26 protein-coding genes are annotated in these 25,540 nt (G+C 52.6%); 22 read left to right on the top strand and 4 right to left on the bottom strand.

The window, feature by feature from the left end; genetic code table 11:
* Nucleotides 1-31: 31 nt before the first annotated feature.
* The 7 genes from nirD to nagZ all read left to right on the top strand — a co-directional run bounded on the left by nirD (nt 32) and on the right by nagZ (nt 6,531).
* On the top strand, nt 32-370 hold the full coding sequence (gene nirD / locus AC0YNS_RS21875) for a nitrite reductase small subunit NirD (RefSeq protein WP_475783083.1): 339 nt from the start codon (nt 32-34) through the stop codon (nt 368-370).
* A gap of 51 nt (nt 371-421) precedes the next feature.
* On the top strand, nt 422-1,504 hold the full coding sequence (locus tag AC0YNS_RS21870) for a uroporphyrinogen-III synthase (RefSeq protein ID WP_475783082.1): 1,083 nt from the start codon (nt 422-424) through the stop codon (nt 1,502-1,504).
* Nucleotides 1,505-1,570: 66 nt separating this feature from the next.
* Nucleotides 1,571-2,338, top strand: a complete 768-nt coding sequence (gene cobA / locus AC0YNS_RS21865; RefSeq protein WP_475783081.1) for a uroporphyrinogen-III C-methyltransferase — start codon at nt 1,571-1,573, stop codon at nt 2,336-2,338.
* Nucleotides 2,339-2,428: 90 nt separating this feature from the next.
* A complete protein-coding gene (locus tag AC0YNS_RS21860; RefSeq protein ID WP_475783080.1) occupies nt 2,429-3,190 on the top strand; it encodes a hypothetical protein in 762 nt (253 codons plus the stop codon).
* 159 nt (nt 3,191-3,349) lie between these two features.
* Nucleotides 3,350-3,997, top strand: a complete 648-nt coding sequence (locus tag AC0YNS_RS21855; RefSeq protein WP_475783320.1) for a DNA alkylation repair protein — start codon at nt 3,350-3,352, stop codon at nt 3,995-3,997.
* Nucleotides 3,998-4,098: 101 nt separating this feature from the next.
* A complete protein-coding gene (locus tag AC0YNS_RS21850) occupies nt 4,099-4,923 on the top strand; it encodes an alpha/beta hydrolase family protein (RefSeq protein WP_475783079.1) in 825 nt (274 codons plus the stop codon).
* A 276-nt stretch (nt 4,924-5,199) separates the two neighbouring features.
* On the top strand, nt 5,200-6,531 hold the full coding sequence (gene nagZ / locus AC0YNS_RS21845) for a beta-N-acetylhexosaminidase (RefSeq protein WP_475783078.1): 1,332 nt from the start codon (nt 5,200-5,202) through the stop codon (nt 6,529-6,531).
* Between the two features lie 103 nt (nt 6,532-6,634).
* On the opposite strand, the gene AC0YNS_RS21840 is transcribed toward nagZ, so the two are convergent.
* The gene (locus AC0YNS_RS21840) at nt 6,635-7,666 is read right to left on the bottom strand and encodes a LacI family DNA-binding transcriptional regulator (RefSeq protein ID WP_475783077.1); all 1,032 of its coding nucleotides are present in this window, start codon (nt 7,664-7,666) and stop codon (nt 6,635-6,637) included.
* 489 nt (nt 7,667-8,155) lie between these two features.
* Here AC0YNS_RS21840 and AC0YNS_RS21835 point away from each other — a divergent pair, with 489 nt between their 5' ends.
* The 7 genes from AC0YNS_RS21835 to AC0YNS_RS21805 all read left to right on the top strand — a co-directional run bounded on the left by AC0YNS_RS21835 (nt 8,156) and on the right by AC0YNS_RS21805 (nt 16,677).
* A complete protein-coding gene (locus AC0YNS_RS21835) occupies nt 8,156-9,460 on the top strand; it encodes a sugar ABC transporter substrate-binding protein (RefSeq protein ID WP_475783076.1) in 1,305 nt (434 codons plus the stop codon).
* A 127-nt stretch (nt 9,461-9,587) separates the two neighbouring features.
* Entirely contained in the window at nt 9,588-10,901 is a 1,314-nt protein-coding gene (locus tag AC0YNS_RS21830; RefSeq protein WP_475783075.1) for a carbohydrate ABC transporter permease, read from the top strand.
* Complete coding sequence (locus AC0YNS_RS21825; protein WP_475783074.1) at nt 10,898-11,737, top strand: sugar ABC transporter permease; 840 nt, start codon at nt 10,898-10,900, stop codon at nt 11,735-11,737. Before AC0YNS_RS21830 ends, AC0YNS_RS21825 begins: the two co-directional genes overlap by 4 nt.
* The gene (locus tag AC0YNS_RS21820) at nt 11,737-13,374 is read left to right on the top strand and encodes an alpha-amylase family glycosyl hydrolase (RefSeq protein ID WP_475783319.1); all 1,638 of its coding nucleotides are present in this window, start codon (nt 11,737-11,739) and stop codon (nt 13,372-13,374) included. The genes AC0YNS_RS21825 and AC0YNS_RS21820 overlap by 1 nt, the downstream gene beginning before the upstream one ends.
* 786 nt (nt 13,375-14,160) lie before the next feature.
* Complete coding sequence (locus AC0YNS_RS21815) at nt 14,161-14,559, top strand: DUF2089 family protein (RefSeq protein ID WP_475783318.1); 399 nt, start codon at nt 14,161-14,163, stop codon at nt 14,557-14,559.
* A 15-nt stretch (nt 14,560-14,574) separates the two neighbouring features.
* Nucleotides 14,575-15,747, top strand: a complete 1,173-nt coding sequence (locus tag AC0YNS_RS21810; RefSeq protein ID WP_475783073.1) for a DUF4097 family beta strand repeat-containing protein — start codon at nt 14,575-14,577, stop codon at nt 15,745-15,747.
* Nucleotides 15,748-15,909: 162 nt separating this feature from the next.
* Nucleotides 15,910-16,677, top strand: coding sequence for a GTP cyclohydrolase II (locus AC0YNS_RS21805; RefSeq protein WP_475783072.1), 768 nt, complete (start codon nt 15,910-15,912; stop codon nt 16,675-16,677).
* Between the two features lie 291 nt (nt 16,678-16,968).
* Here AC0YNS_RS21805 and AC0YNS_RS21800 read toward each other — a convergent pair whose 3' ends face one another.
* Entirely contained in the window at nt 16,969-18,714 is a 1,746-nt protein-coding gene (locus AC0YNS_RS21800; protein WP_475783071.1) for an alpha-glycosidase, read from the bottom strand.
* A gap of 277 nt (nt 18,715-18,991) precedes the next feature.
* On the opposite strand from AC0YNS_RS21800, the gene AC0YNS_RS21795 reads away from it, so the two are divergent.
* From AC0YNS_RS21795 to AC0YNS_RS21785, 3 genes are read left to right on the top strand one after another with little or no spacing between them, the layout of a single operon-like run.
* Nucleotides 18,992-19,576 (top strand): TetR/AcrR family transcriptional regulator, encoded by a 585-nt coding sequence (locus AC0YNS_RS21795; protein WP_475783070.1) that lies wholly within the window; start codon nt 18,992-18,994, stop codon nt 19,574-19,576.
* Nucleotides 19,577-19,593: 17 nt separating this feature from the next.
* Entirely contained in the window at nt 19,594-19,965 is a 372-nt protein-coding gene (locus AC0YNS_RS21790) for a DMT family transporter (RefSeq protein ID WP_475783069.1), read from the top strand.
* A gap of 16 nt (nt 19,966-19,981) precedes the next feature.
* The gene (locus tag AC0YNS_RS21785; RefSeq protein WP_475783068.1) at nt 19,982-20,305 is read left to right on the top strand and encodes a DMT family transporter; all 324 of its coding nucleotides are present in this window, start codon (nt 19,982-19,984) and stop codon (nt 20,303-20,305) included.
* A 68-nt stretch (nt 20,306-20,373) separates the two neighbouring features.
* Here AC0YNS_RS21785 and AC0YNS_RS21780 read toward each other — a convergent pair whose 3' ends face one another.
* Together AC0YNS_RS21780 and AC0YNS_RS21775 are read right to left on the bottom strand one after the other, a co-directional pair.
* The gene (locus tag AC0YNS_RS21780; RefSeq protein WP_475783067.1) at nt 20,374-20,541 is read right to left on the bottom strand and encodes a glucoamylase family protein; all 168 of its coding nucleotides are present in this window, start codon (nt 20,539-20,541) and stop codon (nt 20,374-20,376) included.
* Between the two features lie 49 nt (nt 20,542-20,590).
* Nucleotides 20,591-21,226: a DsbA family oxidoreductase gene (locus AC0YNS_RS21775; RefSeq protein WP_475783066.1), complete on the bottom strand. Its 636-nt coding sequence runs from the start codon at nt 21,224-21,226 to the stop codon at nt 20,591-20,593.
* 203 nt (nt 21,227-21,429) lie between these two features.
* On the opposite strand from AC0YNS_RS21775, the gene AC0YNS_RS21770 reads away from it, so the two are divergent.
* From AC0YNS_RS21770 to AC0YNS_RS21750, 5 genes are all read left to right on the top strand, one after another.
* The gene (locus AC0YNS_RS21770) at nt 21,430-22,317 is read left to right on the top strand and encodes a DUF72 domain-containing protein (RefSeq protein ID WP_475783065.1); all 888 of its coding nucleotides are present in this window, start codon (nt 21,430-21,432) and stop codon (nt 22,315-22,317) included.
* A gap of 96 nt (nt 22,318-22,413) precedes the next feature.
* The gene (locus AC0YNS_RS21765; protein WP_475783064.1) at nt 22,414-22,839 is read left to right on the top strand and encodes an RrF2 family transcriptional regulator; all 426 of its coding nucleotides are present in this window, start codon (nt 22,414-22,416) and stop codon (nt 22,837-22,839) included.
* A gap of 65 nt (nt 22,840-22,904) precedes the next feature.
* Complete coding sequence (gene trxA, locus AC0YNS_RS21760; RefSeq protein WP_090982163.1) at nt 22,905-23,216, top strand: thioredoxin; 312 nt, start codon at nt 22,905-22,907, stop codon at nt 23,214-23,216.
* Between the two features lie 144 nt (nt 23,217-23,360).
* Nucleotides 23,361-24,620, top strand: coding sequence for a molybdopterin-dependent oxidoreductase (locus AC0YNS_RS21755; protein ID WP_475783063.1), 1,260 nt, complete (start codon nt 23,361-23,363; stop codon nt 24,618-24,620).
* Between the two features lie 62 nt (nt 24,621-24,682).
* Nucleotides 24,683-25,444, top strand: coding sequence for a MerR family transcriptional regulator (locus tag AC0YNS_RS21750; protein WP_475783062.1), 762 nt, complete (start codon nt 24,683-24,685; stop codon nt 25,442-25,444).
* Nucleotides 25,445-25,540 lie beyond the last annotated feature (96 nt).

Genomic DNA, 25,540 nt, shown 5'->3' with positions numbered 1-25,540 from the left:
GGCGGCAGCAGCGGAGGGAGCGGATGAGAAAATGAACGAACTGATCATTGGACACATTTCAGAATTTCCTGAACGGGCCGGACGCGTTGTGCGGTTCGGCGATATCGAATTGGCACTGTTCAAGCTGACCGATGGAACGGTCAAAGCGATTGAGAATTTATGCCCGCATAAGAACGGCAAGCTCTCCGAAGGGATCGTATGCGATCATCATGTCTATTGTCCGCTGCATGATTGGAAGATTAATTTACATGATGGGCTCGTGCAGGCGCCGGATGAGGGTTGCGTGAATACGTACAGCACGATTGTTGATGAAGCGGGTAATGTGATTTTGCTGGTACAGGATGGAGCGTCCGCAAGAAAAGTATCGTAAGATTGCTGCCTTAATGCGAGTGGATATCGATTGGACTGGGAGGCGGCGGCTATGGCGCGTTTAGAGGGGAAGAGGATCGCGGTGACGGGGCCGCGCAAAGCGGATGAGCTGAGCAAAATGATTGCTAAATTCGGTGGATCGGCGGTGCTTCGTCCTGCGCAGGGAACCGTGTTTCTCGACGATTCCGGGATTGAAGAGCAGCTATGCTCGCTCATCGCGAAGCCGGCCGATTGGCTCGTGCTGACGACAGGCGTTGGAACGGAGGCGCTCGTGCAAATTGCCGAGCGGCTCGGTTTGGCGGAGCAGTTTGTCCATGTGCTGAGCGAGATGCGAGTAGCCGCTCGCGGCTATAAGACGGTGAACGCGCTGCGCAAGCTGGGCATCACGCCGGAGGTGCGTGATGATGACGGCACGACTGCGGGATTGCTTCGCTTAATGGGCGACCATGATCTCTATGGTCGGACCGTTGCGCTGCAGCTATATGGCGATCCGGCCCCGCGTCTGATCGGCGAGCTGGCCGGACGCGGCGCGCTCTGCGAGGAGCTGCTCCCTTATCGGCATATCCCGCCGCAGGGCGATATCGTCGAGACGCTGATTGAGGAAATTGTCAGCGGCGATGTAGATGCTGTCACGCTCACGAGCACCGTTCAGGTTCGTTATGTGATGGGCTGCGCGGCGAAGCTCGGTAAGCTGGAAGCGGTTCGCGCTGCTTTCTCGGAGCGCGTGCTGGCCGTAGCCGTTGGTAAGGTGACGGCGGAAGCGCTGCAAGAGGAAGGCGTGGAGCGGGTACTGTTTCCTGAAGAGGAGCGCATGGGCAGTATGGTCGTTGCGATGAGTAAATTCTTCGGCGGCGGTCAATTGACGGAAAGCGAGACGGCGGTTGGTGCTGTGTCGGGTGAATGCGCGGGCGGCGCAGGAGCTGGTTCTGGTTCTGGTGCAGGCGCAGGTGCAGGTGTCGTTGCAAGTGCGGAGGGCATAGGAGCCGTTCCGATTGCTGTCGCAGAAAGTGTTGCATGTCCGGGTGCAGGTCTAGCCATGGTGCAAGGTGAAGACTCGGCTCGAGGTCCCGGTAGTGCGGGGCATGGAGCACGCGTGGAAGTAGAGCCCCATACAGGTGTAAGCGCGAATTCATAGTCCAAGAGCGGATCTTAATCCAATATAATGGCAGCAAGACATAGCTGGGACAGGGAGAGTGGGCGCATGGGCGGCGATTATGGGAAGGTGTACTTAACGGGAGCGGGTCCTGGCGACCCGAAGCTGATTACGGTCCGCGGACTGGAAAGCATACGACTGGCTGATGTCATTGTATATGACAGACTCGTGTCAGAGGAGCTGATTAAGGAGGCTCGGTCGGATGTGGAGCTCATCTATGTCGGCAAAGCTTCCGGACGACATACGCTGCGGCAAGAAGAGATTAATGCTCTTCTCGCCGAGCGCGCAATGCGCGGACTGACCGTCACCCGGCTGAAGGGAGGCGATCCCTTCGTGTTCGGGCGAGGCGGCGAAGAGGCCGCCCACTTAACAGAGCGCGGGATCGCATTCGAAATCGTGCCCGGCATCTCCTCTTGCATCGCCGCCCCTGCTTACGCCGGCATTCCGGTTACGCATCGCAAGCTGGCTGCTTCCTTCGCGGTCATTACCGGCCACGAATGTACCGACAAGGACAGCGCCTGTGTCGATTGGGCGTGGGCGGCCGGCGCGGAGACGCTCGTCGTGCTGATGGGGCTGGCGCAGCTTGCTTACATCGTGGAGCAGCTGCTCGGCAATGATAAACCGCCGAGCACGCCGATCGCGCTCGTGCAAAGCGGAACCTGCTCCGAGCAGCGAACGGTCGTCGGCACGCTTCGAACCATAACCTCGCTGCCTGAGGTAGCGGAGCTGGTCAGCCCGGTCGCCATCGTCATCGGCCCGGTCGTCACCATGCGGGACAAGCTGAGGTGGCGGGCGGTAGAGGCTGTGCTGAATTGATCCAATTCCTGTATGATTGACCATATGCTGCAACTAATGGCGATACAGCCTCGTCTATAGGAGCAACAATGAGAGTCGGAGTGAGGATCAATGAAGCAGGGTTTTGGCCGGAGGAGAACTGCAAGGAGAGCGATGCTTCTTCTATTAAGCGCTCTATTGCTTCTGACGGGTTGTTCGTTTCAATTGCCGGGCACCAAGGCAGGTGGCGCAGATAGAAAGGAATGCCGCGATAAGACGTCCGAAATCGACTATGTCCCGGCGCTTCGATGGAATGGTATCCTGTATATGTCTATGGGGGACCGCGATGATGCGAGCATCGTCCAGCAAGGGAAGCGAATCGGACAAATCGGCTATAAACTATCAGACCATGCCTGCGAGGATTATGTGATGCAGGACGGAGATGCCACGCTGCTGGAGATCGGGACGGAGCTGTTCGAGGTAAAAGGCTATAAGCAAAGCTTCCGACTATTGGCAGGCGGTGAGCTCTATCAAGTCTCCGAGAATAAAGCTGCGGATACAATCGGCGACCTCTATGATATTACAGGCCGAATCAAGAATGTCCGTTTCGTAAGCGGAAACGACGGTTCGCCGCTGAAAGACTTCACGCCGGAAGCGGTCGCTGCGTTTGCGGAGGAGTACGTAAAGCTGAACGTTGTAGACCGCATGACGATTGCCAAACAGACAAAGAACTTAGCCGGCGGGAGTTACAGTTTGCAGGTTATTTTGGAAGACGGCTCGTCGTTTGGAGTTGGCTACTGGATCAAGTTCGGCGTGCTGAGCCCCGGCGCCTATGCGACAGATGGACTGAAGCTACTGGTAGAGGAGCAGCGGAAGCTGATCTATAAGAGATAATGCAAAAGGGCGACGGATGGCTGGATCATCGGTCGTCTTTTTGTTGCTGCCCTTGCTTAGATGCGGTGACAGGTTTGGTATAATGGGGTCATATGAAGGAGGCTGCTGCCAGTGAAAGTGAATATCGTTTCGGACACCTACTGCGAGGATCTCGAGAAGATGCTTCGCAGTCATGCGAGTGAGGAAGTCGCAGGCCCGATGAAGGCTTATATGCGCGATTTATTTCCGTTTCTGGGCATTCGGACGCCGGAGCGGGCTGCGGTGACGAAGCGGTTTATGAAGGAGCACGGTGTACCGTCGGGTGCGGAGCTTGAAAGGATTGCTCGTAAGCTGTGGTCGCTGCCGGAGCGGGAGTTTCATTATACGGCGCTGCTCCTGCTTGAGAAGCGGCAGAAGGATCTGACGATTGACCAGGTAGCGTTCATCGAACATCTCATTACGGCACAATCGTGGTGGGATACGGTCGATATGATTGCGAGCCACCTTGTTGGCACGATGTTCACCCGCTATCCGGAGCTTGTGCCCGCCTACACGGAGAAATGGATCACATCGGACAACCTCTGGCTGCGTCGTACCGCAATCTTGTTCCAGCTCGGTTATAAAGGCCGGACGGATGCGGAGCTGCTATTCTCGCTCATTCGCCGAACTGCGCATGAGGAAGAGTTCTTCATTCGCAAAGCAATCGGTTGGGCATTGCGCGAATATGCGAAGACCGATTCGGCTGCGGTGCAGCAGTTCGTAGCGGATACGGCGTTATCACCGTTAAGTGTACGTGAAGCGCTCAAACATGTCGGTGTAAAAGCATAGTCCGAAGCCGTGCAAACTGACGATTGACGATGCCGCATATCCGTGATATTCTTAATTCCAACAAAGTAGGTAGGAATTATAGGAATAAGGTGGTGCCGATCATGAATCATCCCATATCAATCCGCAGCGGCGACATAGAATTGTCCGGCGTGCTGCAGTATCCCGTAGTGGATCGCGAAGAGAAGAGAGCTGCCAAATACCCGCTTATCATCATTTGCCATGGCTTTATCGGCAATCGTATGGGGACGGACCGGTTATTCGTTGAGGCAGCAGAACGGCTGACTCGCAGCGGTTATCTTGTGCTGCGCTTCGATTACGGCGGCTGCGGCGAGAGCACCGGCGATTACGGAAGCGGCGGTTTGGATGAGCTGATCGGACAGACGAGAACGGTCATCGATTACGCGCTCAGCCTCGATATGGTGGATGCGGAGCGGCTTATTCTTGTGGGCCACAGCCTGGGCGGCGCGGTCGCGGTGTTGACAGCTGCTCGCGACTCGCGCGTGAAGTCATTGGTCATGTGGGCGCCGGTCGCCCACCCGTTCATGGATATCCGCAACATTATCGGAACCAAGGCGATTCAAGAGATTGACACCAATGGTACGACGGATTATATGCATTATCAGTTTACGAAGAAGTTCACCGATTCGTTGGCGCAATATCAACCGCTGACGGAGCTGCGCGGCTACAACGGGGATGTGCTGATCGTGCATGGCACGGCGGACACGGTGATCCCAGTCGACTACTGCTTCTTGTATCAGAAAATGTTCTGGCTGCGCAAAGAGGGCAATTGCGACAAAGAGGTTATTTTGCAAGGTGACCATACGTTCTCTTCGAAAGCTTCGCGCGATGAGTTGTTCGATGTATCGCTGCGCTGGATTGATTCCATCGGCCGCAGACGCAATGATTGGAGCTTGTGGACGATCTAATTGAATTTATTTGTGGATCGCTTTTCCCTCTTCGAGGGGGAAGCGGTTTTTTGGTTTGTTTGGCGGAGGTGAAATGCTGCGATTCATGCAACATTTTAGCCAACTAGCTGCGGTTTTCCTGATTATGTTGCGCAAAACGCAACATTTCCCTACCGCCGCATCCAAGCCCTTAGCGGGAATTAAAGAATCTTAATTCCGATGCTGCAACATTTGGCGGTTCTTCTTGCGTTCTAATGGTTACAATTGCAATAAGTACGCGAAGAGGAACGGGTGACCATGCAGATGAGAAAACTTGCTATAGGATTAATGGCTTTGTCGATCGGAATATTAGGCGGTTGTACGCATAAGGGAGAGACCGCTGACCAGCCGCCTGTCGTCGTTTCGCCGCCGGACTCGGAGCAGCCGACGGATGAACCGCCAACGCAGACACCGGAAACGCCGCCGGATACGTCGGAAGAAGAACCGGCAACACCGGCCGTGCCGGAGACGCCCGATCAGCCCGAGCAGGCGCCGGCGGATGAAATCACGCAGCAGGTGGAGAAAATGTCGCTCGATGAGAAGCTTGGGGCGATGATTATTGCCGGCGTGGACGGTACGACGGGCAGTCAGGCAGCGAAACGGATGATTGCGAGTCAGCATGTGGGCGGCGTTATTTTCTATGCGAATAATATTTCGACGCCTACAGGGGTTGTCGCCTATGTGAATCAGTTGAAGGCTTGGAACAAAGATAATGCTTCACCGCTGATCGTCTCTGTCGATCAGGAGGGGGGCAGGGTGAGCCGGCTTCCCGGACTTGTGAAGCTGCCAACCGCCAAGGCAATCGGAGACACCGGCAAGAGTGAATATGCAGCCAAGATAGGAAGCATACTTGGGGAAGCGAGCAAGAAGATGGGCTTCAACGTAGATTTCGCACCGGTGCTGGACATTAACAGTAACCCGAAGAATCCGGTCATCGGCGACCGCTCCTACGGTTCGACGCCTAAGGTTGTTACGAAGATGGGGATCGCCGTTATGGAGGCTATCGAGGAGGAAGGTGTCATTCCGGTGGTGAAGCATTTTCCGGGGCATGGGGATACGTCGGTTGATTCCCATCTGGAGCTGCCGGTTGTGGGCAAAAGCGAAGCTGCGCTCAAAGCCTTCGAGTGGCTGCCCTTCCAAGAAGCCATCGATAAAGGGGTGGATGCGGTCATGATCGCGCATATTCTCTACCCTAAGGTGGACGACAAAGTGCCGGCCTCCCTGTCCAAACGAGTCATCACGGATGAGCTTCGCGGCGAATTGGGATTCGAAGGTGTCGTCATGACGGACGACCTCACGATGGGGGCCATTGCGAAGAATTATGGCATGGGAGAAGCGGCGGTCATGACGGTCAAGGCGGGCAGTGATATTTTGCTGGTGGCCCATGAGTACAAGAATGTGGACGCCATACTCGCAGCGCTGAAGAAGAGCGTGAATAGCGGAGAGATTACGGTGGAGCGGATAGATGAGAGCGTGAAACGGATTCTCATGCTGAAAGGGAAATACGAGCTGACGGACGCTAAGACGCCGTCAACGCCGAATCTGGATGCACTTAATGCAGCGATTCAAAAAGCAGTAGCTGTCTATTAAAGTCAACTATAGCCTCGGCGGCAGTCATGGCAATCGAGCGATTTATTTAGCGTAGGATAACTAAAAAGGCATCTCCCGGCTTGTCAGCGGAGGATGCCTTTTGTCATGTTTTCTTGCTGCTCGAATGAATCGATGATTCCCGCACAATCAGTCGATGCGGAATAATGATATGGTTCTGCGACAGCGGCTCATCGTGTACGATGCGAAGCAGCGACTGTGACGCGGTATAGCCGAGCTGATAAGTGCCGATATCGATGGAGCTGATCGGCGTTGAAGCGAGCTCGGACAGCGGAATATTGTTAAAGCTGACGATGCAAATGTCCTGCGGAACGCTGTAGCCAAGCTCTGTCAGTCCGCGCAGCACGCCAAAGGCGAGCAAATCGTCGAAGATGACAAGCGCTGTCGGCCGATCCGGCAAGCTCATGAAGAAGGACATCGCCCGGTATCCGCTTTGCTGCAGCAGATCGCCTTCCAGCACCCATTCCTGCTGAAACGGCAGGTTGGCTTCCTTGAGCGCTTTCTTATAGCCGAACAGTCGATCCTGGGAAACAACGAGATTCGGCGGACCGCTGATGAAGCCGATCCGCTTATGCCCCTGGGCGATAAAGTGGCTCGTGGCATCATAAGCTGCTTGGATGTTGTTATTATCAATCGAAAGCACGTCCGGAAACTCGTCGCTTCGCCCGATGAGAACGAAGGGGAAGTTCTGCTGTTTCAGAAATCCGATGATCGGATCCGAGGTGCGGGACGACAATAGCAAAATACCATCAACGCGGCGTCCCATGACGAGGCGCGAGATGGCTTCAAGCTCATTAGAGTCAGACGTAACCGTCGTCATCAGCATGTCATAACCGGCTCTGGTCGCCTGCGTAACGATCCCTCGAATCAGCTCGCCGAAGAAGAAGTTCAGAAACAGCTCCTCGGCAGGGCGCGGCAAGACGATGCCAATCGTTTGGGTTGTTTTCGACACCAGACTCTTCGCCATCATGTTCGGGTGATAGCCGAGCTGCTCCATAATCTCTTTGACTTTACGGGACGTTTCCCGGCTAATTCGCGGATGATTCGAGACAACCCGTGAAACGGTTGAAGGCGAGACGCCGGCGATTTTTGCAATATCTTTAATCGTGACTGACATAAAATCCCCCAATTGCGCAAACGTATGCACGTATCATTGTTTATGTGAGCCGATGCTATAGCTGTACTTTACCTAGAGTATATCATTGAAAAGTTTTTCATGCACAAATTTAATTTTCTGAGATAGGGAGAGAAAAACAGAGCAAATGGAAGAACGGTCCGTGATTATTTGTGCAAATGAACTGTGCAAACGTTTTCCCAATCTGCAGGCCGTAGTGTATAGTAAGGGCGTCGGTAAAACGCTTTCTTTCGCAATTAGAAGGAAATTAAAGCCTTGAATTCCCATTTCGATTGCCATCTGTACAAACGTTTGCACAAACGCAGAGGATCGTGTACAATGCAAGAGCCGCATTTTTGAGAAATACTTGCAAGCTCGGTTATTGCATCATCCGAAGCAATCGCGCTATTCGTAATAGGATGTCGATAATTGGTTACTCTAGGTTTATGCTCCGGCGCGATTACGCTTTAATAACGAGAGGGGTTAAATAGAATGAAAAAGACAGTATCCTTACTTCTAGTTCTAACACTTGCTGCAACACTGACAGCTTGCGGCTCGAAGAACAACAATGCGAATGAGAACACCGGTGAAACAAACACGGGCACAGTAAACAACGGCACTGGCAACAACACAGCTGAAGACGCTGAGCTTGTACCGGAAGACGGCGCAACTTTGCTTGTATGGGAAGCCAAAGAAGAGCGTCCTTTCGTTGAGAAAATGATGAAAGAATTCAAAGAAAAATACGGCGTTGAAGTGAAAATGGAAGAGCTTGGCGCTGGCGACCAAGTGGCGAAGCTTACAACTGACGGTCCTGCCGGAATCGGTGCAGACGTTGTATTGTTCCCGCACGATAACCTTGGTAAAGCAGTAGCAGCAGGTCTTGTGCTTCCGAATGACGTTTATGAAGAAGAAGCGAAATCGGAGAACAGCGATGTTGCGGTTCAAGCGGTAACGTATGATGGCGTTCTATACGGCTTCCCGCGTGCAGTTGAAACGTATGCGATGTTCTACAACAAAGATCTGATCGCAACGCCTCCAACAACGTTCGACGAAGTGAAAGAATTCGCGAAAACGTTCAACGACGGTAAAAAGAATAAATATGCATTCATGTGGGATATCGGAAACTTCTACTTCAGCTATCCGTTCCTAGCTACTACAGGCGGCTTCGTATACGGCAACAACGGCCAAGACAAAGCTGAAATCGGCCTTAACAACGCCGGTGCGGTAGAAGGCGCAACTTACTTCGCATCGCTGAAGAAAGACGTATTGCCGCTTAAATCCGGTGATGTAACTTATGATATCAAGAAAGGTCTGTTCACAGGCGGTACGCTTGCGATGAACATCGACGGCCCATGGGCAATCGGCGATATCAAGAAATCCGGCATCAACTTCGGTGCAGCGCCAATCCCTAGCATCAACGGCAAACAATCCGTATCGTTCTCCGGCGTTAAAGCTTGGTACGTAAACTCGTACACGAAATACCCGAACGCAGCGAAATTGTTCGCACGTTTTGCTTCCACGAAAGAAGCGCAATTGGATGACTTCTCGTTGACTGGCGCGATTCCTGCAAACAAGGAAGCAACAGAAGATCCGAAGATCCAAGGCGATGAAATTGTAAAAGCATTCGTTGAGCAGTTCAAAAACTCGCAGCCGATGCCTTCGATCCCTGAAATGGGCAACGTATGGACACCAATCGGCGCAGCGCTTTCCGACATCTGGAACGCTGGCAAAGATCCGAAAGCAACACTTGATAATGCTGTGAAGCAAATCGAAGATGCTAACGCAGCTGCGAAGTAAATCGCGGCAGCATCAGACGCAGCCTGTTGGCTGCGAATAAACAACCATACAATGCCGTCACCCGCCCTTTCTTATGAGGGGCGGGTGACGTAACTTTATTCGGACAAGGGAAAGGAGCTGGAGGTGGATGCAGCGGCATCAAAAAACAGCCACAATTTTATCTGTTCTCGCGATGGGTCTTGGTCAACTGTACAATCGTCAGTTCGTGAAAGGCATTCTTCTGCTTTGTGTTGAAATTATGGGCGGTTATTATTTCGTACAAAGGCTTCCTCATGCAATCTGGGGTCTTGTAACGCTTGGTGATACACCGACAAAGCTTGTCAAAATCGGCAAGCGCTATAAGAACGTTGTTGGTGACCACTCCGTCAACTTATTAATCGGCGGGCTTGTTATTCTGATTTTATTCAGCTTATTTGTTGTCATCTATGTGATGAACGTCAGGGATGCGAACCGAACCGGCAAGCTGCGGGATGAAGGCGTAACACCGGCATCGTTTAAGCAAACAGTCAGCTATGTAACCGACAGACGGTTCCCTCAGCTGCTCCTCACGCTGCCTGCTATCTCCGTGCTGTTCTTAACGATCATGCCGATTATGATGGCGATCCTGCTCGCATTCACCAACTACTCCGCACCGGAGCATATTCCGCCTGCGAAGCTTGTCGATTGGGTTGGGTTCCAGACGTTTATCGATTTGCTCCAATTAAAGACGTGGAGCCATACGTTCTACGGGGTTTTCATTTGGACGGTCATTTGGGCGGTTATCGCCACCGTTACGACGTATTTCGGCGGTTTGTTCGTTGCGCTGCTCATCAATCAGCAGGGCATTCGTTTCAAAGGCATGTGGCGTTCGATCTTCATTATTCCTTACGCGATTCCGCAGCTCATCTCGCTGCTTGTAATGCGTAACTTGTTCAACGGCCAATTCGGACCGATCAATCAGTACCTCGGCTATTTCGGAATCGGCAAGCTTCCTTGGCTGACGGATCCGTTCTGGGCGAAGGTTACGGTCATTCTCGTCAACATGTGGGTCGGGATTCCGGTCTCCATGGTCCTTATTCTGGGCGTACTTACTGCCATTCCAAGAGATATGTACGAGGCTGCCGAGGTCGATGGTGCCACAGCGTTCCAGAAGCTTCGCGTAATCACGTTGCCTTTCGTGTTCTTTGCTACAACACCGATTCTCATTACGCAATTTGCAGGTAACATCAATAACTTCAACGTCATCTTCCTGCTGACGAATGGTGATCCGGTTAAGGGTGACTATCAGTATGCAGGCAGCACCGACTTGCTCGTTACATGGCTGTACAAGCTGACGCTTAATAACAACAAGTACAATTTTGCATCCGCGATCGGTATTATCATCTTCGTGATTGTCGCTTCGCTCTCGATCTGGAGCTACCGTCGTTCACGGTCGTTTAAAGAGGAGGATATGATCCAATGAGTATGAAATCGAGGAACGTCTTCCGTTTAACGTTGACCTATATCATTCTGACCCTGATTGCGATTTGTGCGATTTATCCGGCCGTATGGGTGCTGTTCTCAGCTCTGCGTCCCGGCAGCGCACTGTTTAGCGAACAGTTCTTCCCGAGTCATCCGACTCTTATCCATTTCAAGGAGCTGTTCACTTCACCTAGCTTCAGCTTCGGCCGCTGGTATTGGAACACGCTGAAGATCGCTACACTGTCGATGATTCTCTCGACTTTGCTGACTACGCTGAGCATGTACGCTTTGTCGCGTTTCCGTTTCAAAGGTCGTAAAACCTTGCTCACTACGATGCTCGTCCTTGGGATGTTCCCGGGTTTCATGAGCATGGTCGCGATCTATATCCTGCTGCTTCAGCTGGATTTGCTTGATACGCATACAGCGCTCGTTCTCGTATATTCTTCGGGATCTGTGCTTGGCGGCTTCATTGTAAAAGGGTTCTACGATACGATTCCGCGGAGCTTGGATGAAGCAGCGCGGATTGACGGTGCAAGCCACTTAACGATCTTCTGGCGCATTATGCTCCCGTTGTCTCGTCCAATGCTTACGTACATCGGACTAACGACGTTTACCGGTGCGTGGGTAGACTTTATCTTCGCAAGACTTGTTCTGCGTTCCAAAGAAAACTGGACGCTTGCGGTCGGCATGTGGGATATGGTGGCTAACTTCCAGAACAGTAACTTCACGATGTTCGCGGCAGGCGCAGTTATGATTGCGATTCCGATTATGATTCTGTTCGCGTTTCTGCAGAAGTTCCTTGTTGAAGGACTCACTGCGGGGGCATCCAAGGGGTGATGATCATCCGTACAGGTATAAGCAACATATTCGCGGCGGCCATATTGGCCGCCGCTCTTCTAATCAGCGTGCTGGCAGGCTGCTCCTCCTCTAAGGGCGAGCAGGAGCTAGAGAAGAAGGTTGGGAAAGATGCGGTTGCGGCACAGGTCGATGAGCAGCCGGGAGCGGTTTATTATGAAATCTTTGTTCGTTCCTTCTCGGACTCCAACGGTGATGGCATTGGCGATCTGAATGGTGTGACTGAGAAACTGAGCTACCTGAAGGAGCTGGGCATTGGCGGGATCTGGCTGATGCCGATTAATCCTTCTCCCAGCTATCACGGGTATGATGTAACGGATTATTATGGAATTAACAAGGATTACGGCACGATGGCAGATTTGAATAAACTGACGGAAGCCGCTCATAAGCTGGGGATAAAGGTCATTATGGATCTGGTGGTCAATCATACGAGCAATGAGCATCCGTGGTTCAAATCCGCGATCGCTGATCCGAAGAGTCCGTATCGGAATTGGTATCATATTGAGGAAGCGGATGTACAGGTGCCGGCAGACGGCGCAGTTGGCGGTAATCCGTGGCATCCGTTTGGGAGCTTGAAGTACTTAGGCGACTTCTGGGAAGGGATGCCTGATTTGAACTTTGACGAGCCTGCTGTACGCAGTGAGATGATCAACGTTGGCAATTACTGGCTGGAGCAAGGCTTGGATGGCTTCCGGATGGATGCTGCGAAGCATATCTATGGCGACTTCGCGTCTACCATTAACACCGATGCCGTCAAAGCGAGCAACCAGAAGTGGTGGCAGGAGTTCCGCAAGGGCATTGCCGACACGAAGAAGGATGCCTATATCGTAGGCGAAGTGTGGGATTCTTCGGTTATTATCGCACCGTACTTGGATCAAGCGCTGGATTCGGCTTTTAACTTTGATTTGGCGAAGAAACTGCTGTCCGGTGCAGATCGGGAGCAGAATCCCGATGTCGGGTTTAGTCTTGGCCGTATCTACCAGATGTACAACAAGTCATCGAATGGTGCGTTTGTGGATGCGCCGTTTCTGACGAATCACGACCAGAACCGGACAATGAGCGAGCTTGGCGGCAACGTGGACCATGCCAAGATGGCCTCGGCCTTGCTGCTTACGCTTCCGGGCAATCCGTTCATCTACTACGGCGAGGAATTAGGCATGAAGGGGATGAAGCCCGACGAGGCCATTCGCGAGCCGATGCCTTGGTACGCTTCAGGCGCTGCGGGCGGCAAGGGGCAGACGACTTGGGAAGCCTCCCGCTACAACACGACGCCGAACACGGTTTCGGTTGAAGCGGAGCAAGCGGACCCGAACTCGTTGTTATCGCATTACAAGAAGCTGATTGCTTGGCGTAATGAATTGCCTGCACTGCGCGATGGCACGATCGTAGAGAAGAACACCGACAGCCCGGCCGTTGCTGCGTATTACCGAGTAACGAACGATCAGAAGGTTCTCGTTGCGCATAATATGTCAGCTACGGAGCAGATTATCGATCTGACTTCGGGGGGAACCGCTGAGAAGGATGATTTGAAGGAAATCGCGCGGTCCAGCAAGGAAGGCGCGAAATTCGGCGAAGGCAAGCTGAAGCTGCCGCCGTATAGTACGGTTATATTGCAATAGTAAGTGGCTGTCCCACTCGTGATCATCGCAGGATGATGCCGGGTGGGGCAGCTTTTTTTGATGAGAATTCTGAGTAAGCTGTGGATAATGTGGATAATATGTGCGTAAGTTTGGGGATAACGAGCCCGAATGCAGCGCTGGCGGACGCTCCCCTGACTTATCAACAGGTAAAACCCTGCTGGCGGCCTGATAGTCGTGCAACCTACACATCGCCGAGTAATCTCGCTGACTACCTGACAGTCGCCTCTCGACCTAACACCAAGTAACCCTGCCGTCCATCTAATCGTCGCTCCCTCGCCTAACACCAAGTAACCCTGCCGTCCACCTAATCTTCGCTTACCCACCAACATCAAGTAACCTCGCCGCCCACCTAGGTGGCAGGTCTAGATGAAATGTTGCATAACATGCAGCATTTTTGATGAAAAGGGAGGCTAGTGGAGGAAATGTTGCGCATATATCAACATTTTCGCCCCAACTAGCCTCCTGATCGTCCTTCCACAGCTGAATGTTGCATATCGCGCAACAATTGGCTGTCTTTGCTCATTCTGAGGGGGAAATGTTGCATTTTAAGCAGCAATTTCTCCCTTCCTCCGCTCATCACTAAGTAAATCCCCCCCCCACCCGCCTGATAGTCGAGCTCCCTGCTCAAGGCTAGCAGATAAAACGCCACGCATAAACATATAAATTAATTTATTTAACTTATAACTTGTAAAATTCAATATTATTGTTTAATATAATTCAATATAATATAAATATTTTTAAACTCACCATTAAACAGAAGGAGGGATTGCTCTGAAATACCCACCACCGCAGCAATGTCCCGTTTGCGAGAATAAGCTGACGATCCAAGAGCTCAAATGCGATCATTGCCACACGACGATTAAAGGCAGCTTCGAATCGACCCGACTAGCCTCCTTGAACGACGAACAATTGAAATTCGTGGAGGTTTTCTTGAAGGTTCGGGGGAACATCCGGGAGATGGAGAAGGAGCTCAGCATATCGTATCCAACGGTACGGAACCGGCTAGACCACATCGTGGAAGCGCTTGGTTACCAGACCTCGCCTGCGACAGAGACGCCCGCCGCCACGGAGGATTCACAGCGCAAGCAGATTCTATCGAAGCTCGATGAAGGCACGATAACCGTAGAAGAGGCGCTTAAGCTCATCCAAGCCAGCAAAAAATAAAGGAGCGATTGCGATATGAGTGAAGAACGGACGATGATTACAAAAATGATCGAGGAGCATAAAATTACCGTAGAGGAAGGCTTGGCGCTGCTTGAAGCGCTTGAACGAGGCGACAGTAAGTCGGTTGAAGCTGAAGGGACAGCAGTTACTCCCACTCCTCCTCCTGCACCAGCCCCACCCTCCCCTGCGGCACCGCTTCATAAAGAAATCGAGCCGCAGGTCAGCGCTCATGGGGCGCAAGGTGAAGCTTACTGGGAAAGTAAGCATCATTCGTTTCCGACAGAGTATGTGGAATTTGCGACGGATAACGCCTCCATCCAGTACCTGACATGGGATCAAGAATTTACGCAGGTGAATGTATCGGCGAAGATGGATAAACCCGAGAGCAGCTTCGATTTGCACAGCTGGCTGCAAGAGGCGGTTTCGCAAAGCTCCGATGACGAACGTTACCGATTCAGCTTGAAGACGGACGATCTGAATGGCCGTCAAGTAGATCTCGCCGTAACCATTCAAGTTCCGCAAGGACAAGCCTACGAGTTATTCCACATGTCTGCGACGAACGGTGGCCTTGATGTCCAGCAGATGATCTCAGAGACGGCTGCATTCACATCGACGAACGGAAAAATCAAGATTGAAGGCATACAGGTTGAGCAGGTGAAAGTAACATCGGTTAACGGCTTCATTCACACGGGTGGGCTCCTGGCGGAATCAGCTGTTCTTACGACAACGAACGGTAATATTATAGCGAAAGGCCAACTGGAGAAGTTGGAATGCCGGACAACGAACGGTTCCGTCCATACAGACGACGTTATAGCCGAGACGATAGAGGTACACACGCAGAATGGCAACATCAAAGCGAATTGCCAGTTCGAGGAATTGGCATGCAAATCGCAAAATGGGAAGATTGAAATTCGGGTAGCGAATGCGACCTCAGAAAGCAGCGTTACCGCTAAAACACATAATGGCAGCATTACGATTCAGTTCCCGGCTCATTCGACCGGTGTATATGGCGAATTAAACGTCAATCATGGTCGCGCGGCTTGCCGCTTGAATGGCCAACAGCTGGTCGACAAGAAACAGGGCGATGATACTGACTCCTGCCAAACATTCCGTCAAGGAGACGAGGAATTAATCTATGTGGAGGCTTCTTCCCACAACGGATCGATCCATGTGAGCGACGAATTTTAGCCTGCATGTATTATGTGAACGAGGGTACGGCGCGCAGGCTGGATAGACGGGCGAGCATGGGGTGGAAGAAATAGGTGAGGCAGCTGATGGCTGCATATTTCCTCTCCGCGCAATAAACACTAACCTGAGGTTGACTGTCAGAAGCGGGAAGGACGTCATGGCATGATTGATGAGAAAATCGTTGGCATTCTGGATGATAGGATTGAAACGATCAAAAGCAAAAACGGTACGTTGATCTTGGTTGGGCCTATTCAGCTGCCGGTTAATTTGGAGGGGGAAACGCACACCTTCCAGTGGTATTGCTGGCTTCCGTGCAGGGACCTGGTCCATACCGAGGGCGGTTGTAAGGAAAAGGAGCGGACCGAGTTTCTGATTGAGCAGCTGTCCGCGTCCAATCTGGCTGAGAAGCAGCAGTCCAGCGCGCTCGTGTATGGCGACTTCGCCGGCGGGGAGGAAGCATTGATTCGTATGCATAGCATCTGCCATACGGGAGATATTTTCGGGAGCAAGCGGTGCGATTGCGGGTATCAGCTGCACCAATCGATGAAAATGATCACCTCGCACGGTACCGGCGCTCTGTTCTACTTAGCCAACCATGAAGGCCGGGGAATCGGGCTGTTCAGTAAGGCGATGGCCTACATTCTGCAGGAGAAGGGCTACGACACGGTTGAGGCAAATCTGGAGCTCGGATTTCAGGACGATACACGCAGCTACGAAGAGACGCTGCTCGTACTCGCCCATCTGCGCAGCAAGCCAGTCACGCTCATCACGAACAATCCAAGGAAGCTGGCGGCGCTCAAAGCATCCGGCATGAACGTGGAAGACCGTGTCCCGCTCTGGGGCGACATTTCCGAATTCAACCGCAAGTATCTGGAGACCAAAGTGAACCGCTCCGGGCACTTCGCGGAGGAACTGACGATTAAGAAGTGACGGCGTAGGGAGAAGGCTGACTTGCGAAGGAGCTGACGACCCCGTGCCGGGTAGGGAAGGCCGACTCTTCATCGTGGATGATGAAGGGTTGGTCTTTTTTGCTTTCAGCTCACCCTCTGGCCGCCGCGTGTAGGTGGATGGCTGCCTCATTGAGAGTATGAAAAACCGACTGTCAGCGCCAAATCCGCCGCAAAAAAGAGCCGAGAGTCGGAAAACGCGGCTCTCAGCTCCGAAATCGCCCCCTTGCGGCGGCTGGGGGAGCAGCCAGCCGGATGCGGCCGGCCAATCAAACTAACCTACAAGCTTATACACAACGAATCCGAAGCCATCGAGCGCGATGGAGAGCTGCGCGCCCTTCGACTCGACCGTCGAACCGGCGAACATATCCTGCCACTTCCCGCTTGCAGCCGGCACAGTGAGGCTGCGAGATTGCGCTCCGGCATTCATCGCAATAATGAATTGCTCATCTCCGCTGCGGCGAGCATAAACTACCGCTGCATCATTCGCCTCGGCGTGCAGGAACGTAATATCCAACGAGCGAAGAGCGGCGTGCTGCTTACGAAGCGCAATCAGTGTCTGATAGAACTTCAGCAGATCGCCGTTCTGCTGCTCCTCTTCCCACACCATGCATTGACGGCAGTCGGGATCGCCCGCTCCGGACATGCCCACTTCATCACCGTAGTAGATGCACGGTGTACCCGGGTATGTCATTTGGAACAGCACGGCCAGCTTCATGCGGCCCTCTTCATCATCGCACAACGTGAGCAGACGCGGCGTGTCATGGCTGTCCAGCAGGTTGAACGCAGCCTCGGTCGCTTGCTGAGGATAGTTCGCCAGCTGCGTGCCGATGGCGTTCGCGAAGCTGCACCCGTCAAGCTTGCCATAAGCGGCATAATCGAGCACGGCGTTGGTGAATGGGTAGTTCATGACCGCGTCGAATTGATCACCCTCGAGCCACATCATCGAATCATGCCAAATCTCGCCGAGAATGTAGGCATCCGGATTAACGTCCTTGACCGTCTTGCGGAAGTCGCGCCAGAAATGATGATCGACCTCATTCGCGACATCAAGCCGCCAGCCGTCGATGCCGATTTCCTCCACCCAGTAGCGGGCCACGTCCAACAGGTACTTTTTGACATCCGGATTCTCGGTATTCAACTTCGGCATGATCGGTTCAAAAGCAAACGTGTCGTAAGTAGGGATACCATCCTCGATACGAAGCGGCCACTCACGAACATGGAACCAGCCCGCATACTTCGAATCGGCACCTTTCTCCTGCACATCGAGGAACGGAGGGAAAGTAGCGCCGGCATGATTGAACACCGCATCAAGCAATACGCGCAAGCCGCGTTTGTGGCAGATGTCCACGAGCTCCTTCATGAGCGCATTGGTGCCGAAATGGGGATCAACCTTCAAATAATCCTGCGTATCGTATTTGTGATTCGTCGTCGCTTCAAATACAGGGGTGAAATAAATCGCGGTTACGCCGAGCGTCTCCAAATAGTCCAGGTGATCGATAACCCCTTGAATATCGCCGCCGAAGAAGTTCTTCGGTGTCGGCTTGCCGCCCCATGGCTCTACATTGTCGGGATCGAGCGAGGGGTCGCCGTTCGCGAAACGTTCCGGGAAGATTTGATAGAAAACGGCTTCCTTCACCCAAGCCGGCGGCTGGAACACGTCGATCGGGTTGATGAACGGGTAGTCGTAGAACGTGAGGGAGTCGGAAGGAAGCGCGTCAACGAAACCACTTTCGGTCAGCCAAAGCGTCTTCGTGCCTTTCTCTAATTGGAACGCATAACGCAGACGGCGAAACGGCGGTTCCACGGCAACTTCCCAGTAGTCGAACATCGCATCCGTTGTAAAAATACGCATCGGCACGATTTGCATCGTTTTGTCCCACGCATATTTGTCGCCTACCACGGCTTGGACAGCATCCATGTCGCCTTTCTGCGTGCGGATACGCAAATGCAGCGTGGAACGGTCGTAGGCGTAGGACCAGTTTTGCTTCGGACGATGATAAATGGCTTCAAGCATCATAATATGGTTCACTCTCCTAAAATAGATCTGAGCCCATGCAAAATGCAAAAAAGGGTACAACCTCGTCATTCATAACGAGGTTGTACCCTTGCGGTAGCATGGCCTTTTAATTACGTCTATTGTACCACATCTGCGATGAAATATTCACCTCTTTCGTCCAAAGTTTGGATTGAATTTGTCCACCGCTTGACACCCGCTGCCAAAGGGGCTATTATCACTTGAGGCTAACTAACGTTCGTTAGGCAATAATACGGACCATGCAAGGGGAGAACTAATAATGACGGCGAATCGGTTGAAGCAAGCTGCATTGACGTTATTTGCGGATTCGGGCTATGAGGGTGTTTCCTTATCGGAGATCGCCAAGTCAGTGGGTATCAAGACACCGTCGATTTATGCTCATTTTGACTCCAAGGAACAGCTGTTTATCGAGCTGCTGGAGGACGCGATTCGGGAAGAGCGGGAGAAGCTTCTGCTGCTGCTTCAAAGTATGGAGGATCATCCGCCAATAGAGCGGCTGTATGCCGTGTTCTTGTTTTACACCGATCTGGATCAGATTACGAAGGGGCAATCCTTCCTTAAGCGAACCATGCTTGTCCCGCCACGGCATTTGGAGTCGCGGCTTAGCCAATATTTTACGACTTATGAAGAGGAAGTAACGGTTCACGTATCGGCGCTGCTTCGGGGCAGCTCGAATGAGGGGAATCTGGGCGAGTTACAGGCTGAACGGCTGCTGGCTTTATTTTATGCGCTTATTGACGGCTTGCTCGTGGAACATAAATTGTACGATTCGGCGCTGTATCGGAAGAGGCAGGAACAGCTGTGGAGCTGGCTGCGGGAGGCGTTGAAGCCGGCAACGGCATAGAGAGGGGATGAGTCGCGATGGCATGGCTGTATTTGCTGCTGGCCGGGCTGCTTGAGGTGGGCTGGGCTTATGGCATGCAGGCGTCAGATGGATTTACGGAGTGGCTGCCTAGTGTAATCACCATTGTGTTGTTAATTATAAGTTTTATGTTGTTTGCACGAGCGATGCGGACCATCGAAATCGGAACGGCGTACGCGATATTTACCGGTATTGGTACCGTGGGTACCGTCATCGTCGGCATTGTCCGAGGAGAGCCGGCAGATCTGCTCAAACTGTTGTTTATCGCGATGCTTATCGGAGGTATCGTGGGGCTCAAAGTGATATCAAGTAAGGAAGAGACGCCGAAGAAATCTCAAGCGGAGCATGCTGCTCCTGAGGCAACGGAGTAAATGGAGGTGACTGCAAGTGGCCTGGTTGTTCTTGCTCATATCTGGGCTGGGTGAGGTAGGCGGCGTGACGGGGATGAAGCTGTCGAATGGGTTCAAAAACTGGAAGGGAACGGTGCTCGCGTTAGCGTCCGGGATGGTCAGCTTCTATTTCCTGTCGCGATCGCTGCAGGATGTCCCGATCAGCACCGCCTACGGCGTTTGGACGGGGATTGGCTCGGTCGGTAGTGTTATACTGGGGATGCTGGTGTTTGGTGAATCGAAGGATAAACGGAAATTGCTCTTTATCGCTATGATCATAATAAGTGTTGCAGGATTACGTATTACAGGCGGCGGTCATTAATTAATGATCTGCCTTATAATAAAAAAGAAGCTTACCGCGACGTCATAAGACGGCAGGGTAAGCTTCTTTTATTTTTTCGCGTTCAACCCAATCTTCTGCGCCCCAAGCTTCACATGGGCATTCTTCATATATTGCTCCCACACGAAGCCGCTCCGGTAGTTCTCCAGCATCAGCAAGGTGATGCCTTTGTCGATCCCGATGACGTCAGTGTCATACCTTCTGTTCAAAGAATTCATTCCAGTCTGCTCCTCGACCGCCAGAAGTTGTGCAGCAGCTTACAGGTGGCTATACGCCCGTGTTCACGCCGCTCATCAAACCTAGCAGTTCTTCAGCGGGATAAGCGCCGGACAGCGCATAGCGGTTGTTGAAGACGAAGAAAGGAACGCCTGTCACGCCAATTTGCTGCGCGCGCTTCAGATCGGCGTCTACGGCCTCGCCACCTTCGCCGATCTCAAGACGAGCTTGCAGTTCTGGAGAGAAAACGCCGAGTCGCTCCGCAATCAACATAATGACGCTCATCTGCGCCACATCAAGGCCTTCTTCGAAATACGCACGAAACAGCTCTTCCACTGCTTCCGCCTTACGCTCCTCAGGCACAATCGCGACAAAACGATGCGCAAGACGCGTGTTCGGCATCCGAGTGACCCGGTCAAAATGGAACGTCACGCCGACAGCCGCACCGGCTTGCGTAACCTGCTGAGTGGCGCGTTTCATCGATTCGGGGCCGCCCATTTTCTTAGCCATCACATCATCGAACGGTTTGCCCTCTTCAGGCAGACCGGGATCAAGCTGATAAGCGTGATAAGTGACGGTGACCGGCTCATCGTTCTTCTCCGACCAGAGCTCGAGCGCACGGTATAGATTTTGCTTGCCGATGCGGCACCAGGGGCAGACCACATCCGAGTACAGGTCAATATGCATATGGAAACGACAACCTTTCGAATAGTTTGTCAGGTCTTTTCTTAATATGTTGCGGTTACATAACCATGCTAATGTAGTTTTGCATATCAAGCAAGGGCAGATACGGCGCATGGTGCATTTTCGAATAGTTGCGTTAATATTTAGGAGGACAGTAAAATAATCGGTATAAGAAACTTCGGTTAGGTGAATAAGGAGGGGACGGTATGATTGAAATCGGTCTATGCGGCTGGGGCGATCATTCGGAGCTATATCGGGAAGCGGGCAAGGACAAGAATAAGCTGCCTGCCTATGCGCACTGGTTTCGGGTCGTCGAGGTGGATAGCACCTTCTATGCGATTCAGTCCCCGCAGGTCATGGAGAAATGGGCAACTGAAACGCCGGATCACTTCCGCTTCGTCATCAAGGCTTATCAAGGGATGACAGGTCATGCGCGCGGGGGAAAAGGGCATCATCCCTACGAAAGCGAGGCGGCCATGTTCCAAGCGTTCCGAGAAGCAATTGAGCCGATCCGCGCCGCTGGCAAGCTGCTTGCCGTACTATTCCAATACCCGCCGTGGTTTAATTGCACGCGGCCTAACGTGGAGACACTGCGGACGGCCAAGGCACGGATGGCAGATATCCCTTGCGCACTCGAATTTCGGAACCAGAGCTGGTTCACAAGCGAAATGAGCGAGAAAACCATTGCTTTTACGCGCCGAGAAGGCTGGATTCATACGGTGTGCGATGAGCCGCAAGCCGGTGAAGGCTCCATTCCCATCGTAGAAGCGGCTACGGATGAACAGTTCACCATCGTACGGCTGCATGGGCGCAACACGGATGGATGGGTGTCCGCTGGACAACCTAACTGGCGGGATGTTCGATATTTGTACCGTTATAATGAAACGGAACTGTCAGAGTGGGTGGAGCGACTAAGGCGATTGGAGCAATCAACCGGCACGGTATGCGTGCTGTTCAATAACAACTCCGGCGGCGATGCGGCGGATAACGCCTTACAGCTTATGGCGATGCTGCACCAGCTGCCGCCGCGCGGTTCGTTTAAGCTGGCTCCTCCGCCGCAGGAAACTGCGCAGCAGCTGGAGCTGTTTGAATAGACAACTGCTCCTATTCGCAAAATAGAAGTACAACCGCCGTTGACAGGTTCAACTGTAACTGATATGATTACAGTACAAAGCGGGGTGCCGTTAAGCATGAACAGCGAATTCACCATTGCCGTACACAGTTTGGTTTACTTGGCTTATTTGCCAGAACGCATGGCTCCCAGCGAAGCCATTGCCGATAATGTCTCGACCAATCCTGCCAGAATCCGCAAGGTGATGAGCTGTTTGAAGCGAGGCGGTTATGTCGATACAAGGGAAGGCGCTGGAGGCGGATATCGGTTAACACTGGATCCGGCCGTCGTCAACCTAGCCGACATTTACCGGTTAATGGCGCAAGGCTCCGTTATTCCGAGCTGGTGCTCGGGCAATCCAGAGATGGATTGTGTCGTCGGCTCTAACATGCGTGAAGTCATGGATGGGATCTTTTGCAGAGCGGAGAAGCAGCTGGAGAATTATTTTGGCGGCATCACGATCTCCGATGTGCTGGGTCAGATTAAGGAATGCGAGCAGTGCTGAACAAGGTGTGACGGGTTTTCCCTTCCCATAAGCTTGTGAACTTATAGTAGAGAGGATGATTGAATATGGCAGTAGCATTGACGAAAGACACATTCAACAAAAGCATCGAGAGCGGCGTAACGCTCGTTGATTTCTGGGCGCCATGGTGCGGACCTTGCAAAATGCAGCTTCCAATCGTAGAAGAGCTTTCCGGCGAGCTTGCCGGTACAGCTACAATCGCTAAAATCAACGTGGACGAGGAGCCTGAATTGGCATCCCAATTCGGCGTTATGTCGATCCCGACACTAATTCTGTTCAAAGACGGTCAACCGGTTGATAAAATGGTTGGTCTGCAATCCAAAGACGCCCTGAAAAACAAAATTCAAGGCCAAATCTAAGTATTGCTTCACGAGCCCTCGCGCCTACATGGTGTGAGGGCTTCGTTGCGTAAATACATATGGAATAACGAGCTTTTCGGATTCATTCGCACGTCTGTATAGGTAGTGGGTAGTGAATAAACCGCCAAGGGGGAATGGTCTTCCATGCAGAACTGGCTCGCGCAGCTTCGCAAAGGGTACGGCAAGAAGTTGGCTAAGCTTCATTCCGTGAACGGTTGGATTGTCGTCATTCTGACGCTGACAGGACTGGTGCTGTTTCAAGGGTTATGGCGCGGCATTCTGGGTGAAGGCCGGGTCATCATCCGCTATGTGCATATCGTGGTCGGGATCGCATCGCTGCTGCCGGTTGTGTTCTACTTAGCGCTGGCCGCGAAGCACTGGAAACAGTTGAAGGGCAAGTCGTGGCAGAAAGCGAACGTCATCATCGTACTGGGTCTGTTGATCGGCTGGCTGCTGTCCGGCGTGCTTCTGTGGCAATTCAAGGCGGTTGGGCCGGCATGGTCGAGCAGCGCGCTCACCATTCATGACCTGCTGACATGGATCGGACTTCCTTATATCATCTACCACTCCATCACAAGGCTGAAATGGCTCAAAGAGCCGCATCGCCGCACAGTTAAGACAGGACAACAAGGCGAAGGCCTTCATCCGGCAGCCAAACCGGAGGCGGTTATGTCGAGGCGTTCGTTTATTCGCGTTACGGTAGGAGCGGGTATTGCCATTGCGATCGGGCCATCTTTTCTAAAATGGTTCGGCAACCAGCTGACGCCCGGCGCGAATCTGGATGAAATCATAGAGGCTGACGCCAATTCGCTCATTCCTGCACCGAAACCGCTTCCGGCCTCTTCGCCGCCCATTGGCGGAGGAAGCCGCGGCTCGTTCCGCATTTATACGGTGACGCCGATTCCGCAGTTCGATAACAGCACATTCAGTTTCATTGTAGACGGTTTGGTGGAGAAACGTTTGCAGTGGACCTGGGAGCAGTTCGTGGCACTCAAGCGGGAAGTCCAAGTGAGTGATTTCCACTGCGTGACCGGCTGGTCGGTTCTGGGCAACACGTGGGAAGGGATCAAGCTCAAGGATTTCTTGAAGATGGCAGGCGTGAAGTCTTCCGCGAAGACAGTGAAGCTGTACTCCGGCGACGGCGTCTATACGGATTCCCTTACTTTAGAGCAGGCTGATATGGATGATGTCCTGGTAGCGGTGCTGCACGACGGCAAACCGATTCCAAGCGACCTTGGGGGCCCGGTGCGGCTGATCGTTCCGAAGATGTACGCATATAAGTCGGTCAAGTGGTTGAATCGGGTTGAGCTTATTGAAGGGAATCATACCGGATATTGGGAAGAACGCGGATATGATACGGATGCGTGGGTAAGGGGAGCGGAAAACGCGCAATTTTATAAATAAAAATGGGTTTGACATTCACGTTACGTAAAGGTGTAGAGTGAGGTTGTCGGGAGGTGATGAAGGTGGAATATACCGTTCAGAAGCTGGGCAGGCTCGCGGGTATCAGTACGAGGACATTGCGGTTCTATGACGAAGTAGGCATTCTTAAGCCGGCAAGAATGAATTCTTCAGGGTACCGTATTTATGGTCAGGCGGAGGTCGACAGACTGCAGCAGATTTTATTTTATCGGGAGCTTGGCGTCAGCTTGGATCGCATTAAAGAGCTTCTGACTGATCCGTCCTTCAATGGCACCGCAGCCTTGGTCCAGCACCGGGAACAGCTTCTCGACAGAAGAAGGCAGCTCGATGCGCTGATCGCAAACGTGGATCAAACGATCGCTGCCGCTGAAGGGAGAATTTCTATGAGCGATAAACAGAAATTTGAGGGCTTTAAACAGCGCTTAATTGACGAGAATGAGCAGAAATACGGCAAGGAAGCGCGCGAGAAATACGGCGATGACGTCGTGAACAAGTCGAATGCGAAGGTTAAAGGCATGTCGCAAGAAGATCACGAGCGGGTCACTCGCTTGGCCGAGGAGGTCAAGGAATCGCTGGCGGAGGCTTTCAAGCAGGGGGATCCGGCAGGCGAGCTCGCACAGAAGACAGCCGATCTGCACCGTCAATGGTTGGGTTTCTATTGGCCGCAGTACACCAAGGAAGCTCATGCTAACCTGTCGCAAATGTATGTGGACGATGAACGGTTCAAAGCGTATTACGACGTGGATCAACCGGGATCGGCCGAGTTTCTGCGCGATGCGATTCATATTTATACCGGCGTAAGCTAGAGACGTAGGGAAAAGGCGAACAAGAAAAAGGGTGTCCGCGGATCAGTAATGATCTTGCGGGACACCCTCTTTGTCGTGCCGCTCCTACGCAGAGGG

It is taken from the genome of Paenibacillus sp. J22FR21 (genome assembly GCF_056269135.1).
This window is presented reverse-complemented; position numbering and strand designations above follow the sequence as displayed.

What these genes read in the sequence shown, in the direction of transcription:
- AC0YNS_RS21870 (WP_475783082.1), top strand. Translation starts at nt 422, where the DNA reads ATGGCGCGTTTAGAGGGGAAGAGGATCGCGGTGACGGGGCCGCGCAAA.
- AC0YNS_RS21820 (WP_475783319.1), top strand. Translation starts at nt 11,737, where the DNA reads ATGATCATCCGTACAGGTATAAGCAACATATTCGCGGCGGCCATATTG.
- AC0YNS_RS21855 (WP_475783320.1), top strand. Translation starts at nt 3,350, where the DNA reads ATGCTTCGCAGTCATGCGAGTGAGGAAGTCGCAGGCCCGATGAAGGCT.
- AC0YNS_RS21755 (WP_475783063.1), top strand. Translation starts at nt 23,361, where the DNA reads ATGCAGAACTGGCTCGCGCAGCTTCGCAAAGGGTACGGCAAGAAGTTG.
- AC0YNS_RS21810 (WP_475783073.1), top strand. Translation starts at nt 14,575, where the DNA reads ATGAGTGAAGAACGGACGATGATTACAAAAATGATCGAGGAGCATAAA.
- AC0YNS_RS21790 (WP_475783069.1), top strand. Translation starts at nt 19,594, where the DNA reads ATGGCATGGCTGTATTTGCTGCTGGCCGGGCTGCTTGAGGTGGGCTGG.
- nagZ (WP_475783078.1), top strand. Translation starts at nt 5,200, where the DNA reads ATGCAGATGAGAAAACTTGCTATAGGATTAATGGCTTTGTCGATCGGA.
- AC0YNS_RS21795 (WP_475783070.1), top strand. Translation starts at nt 18,992, where the DNA reads ATGACGGCGAATCGGTTGAAGCAAGCTGCATTGACGTTATTTGCGGAT.
- AC0YNS_RS21800 (WP_475783071.1), bottom strand. Translation starts at nt 18,714, where the DNA reads ATGATGCTTGAAGCCATTTATCATCGTCCGAAGCAAAACTGGTCCTAC.
- AC0YNS_RS21830 (WP_475783075.1), top strand. Translation starts at nt 9,588, where the DNA reads ATGCAGCGGCATCAAAAAACAGCCACAATTTTATCTGTTCTCGCGATG.
- AC0YNS_RS21850 (WP_475783079.1), top strand. Translation starts at nt 4,099, where the DNA reads ATGAATCATCCCATATCAATCCGCAGCGGCGACATAGAATTGTCCGGC.
- AC0YNS_RS21765 (WP_475783064.1), top strand. Translation starts at nt 22,414, where the DNA reads ATGAACAGCGAATTCACCATTGCCGTACACAGTTTGGTTTACTTGGCT.
- nirD (WP_475783083.1), top strand. Translation starts at nt 32, where the DNA reads ATGAACGAACTGATCATTGGACACATTTCAGAATTTCCTGAACGGGCC.
- AC0YNS_RS21825 (WP_475783074.1), top strand. Translation starts at nt 10,898, where the DNA reads ATGAGTATGAAATCGAGGAACGTCTTCCGTTTAACGTTGACCTATATC.
- AC0YNS_RS21770 (WP_475783065.1), top strand. Translation starts at nt 21,430, where the DNA reads ATGATTGAAATCGGTCTATGCGGCTGGGGCGATCATTCGGAGCTATAT.
- AC0YNS_RS21780 (WP_475783067.1), bottom strand. Translation starts at nt 20,541, where the DNA reads ATGAATTCTTTGAACAGAAGGTATGACACTGACGTCATCGGGATCGAC.
- AC0YNS_RS21805 (WP_475783072.1), top strand. Translation starts at nt 15,910, where the DNA reads ATGATTGATGAGAAAATCGTTGGCATTCTGGATGATAGGATTGAAACG.
- trxA (WP_090982163.1), top strand. Translation starts at nt 22,905, where the DNA reads ATGGCAGTAGCATTGACGAAAGACACATTCAACAAAAGCATCGAGAGC.
- AC0YNS_RS21840 (WP_475783077.1), bottom strand. Translation starts at nt 7,666, where the DNA reads ATGTCAGTCACGATTAAAGATATTGCAAAAATCGCCGGCGTCTCGCCT.
- AC0YNS_RS21835 (WP_475783076.1), top strand. Translation starts at nt 8,156, where the DNA reads ATGAAAAAGACAGTATCCTTACTTCTAGTTCTAACACTTGCTGCAACA.
- AC0YNS_RS21775 (WP_475783066.1), bottom strand. Translation starts at nt 21,226, where the DNA reads ATGCATATTGACCTGTACTCGGATGTGGTCTGCCCCTGGTGCCGCATC.
- AC0YNS_RS21860 (WP_475783080.1), top strand. Translation starts at nt 2,429, where the DNA reads ATGAAGCAGGGTTTTGGCCGGAGGAGAACTGCAAGGAGAGCGATGCTT.
- cobA (WP_475783081.1), top strand. Translation starts at nt 1,571, where the DNA reads ATGGGCGGCGATTATGGGAAGGTGTACTTAACGGGAGCGGGTCCTGGC.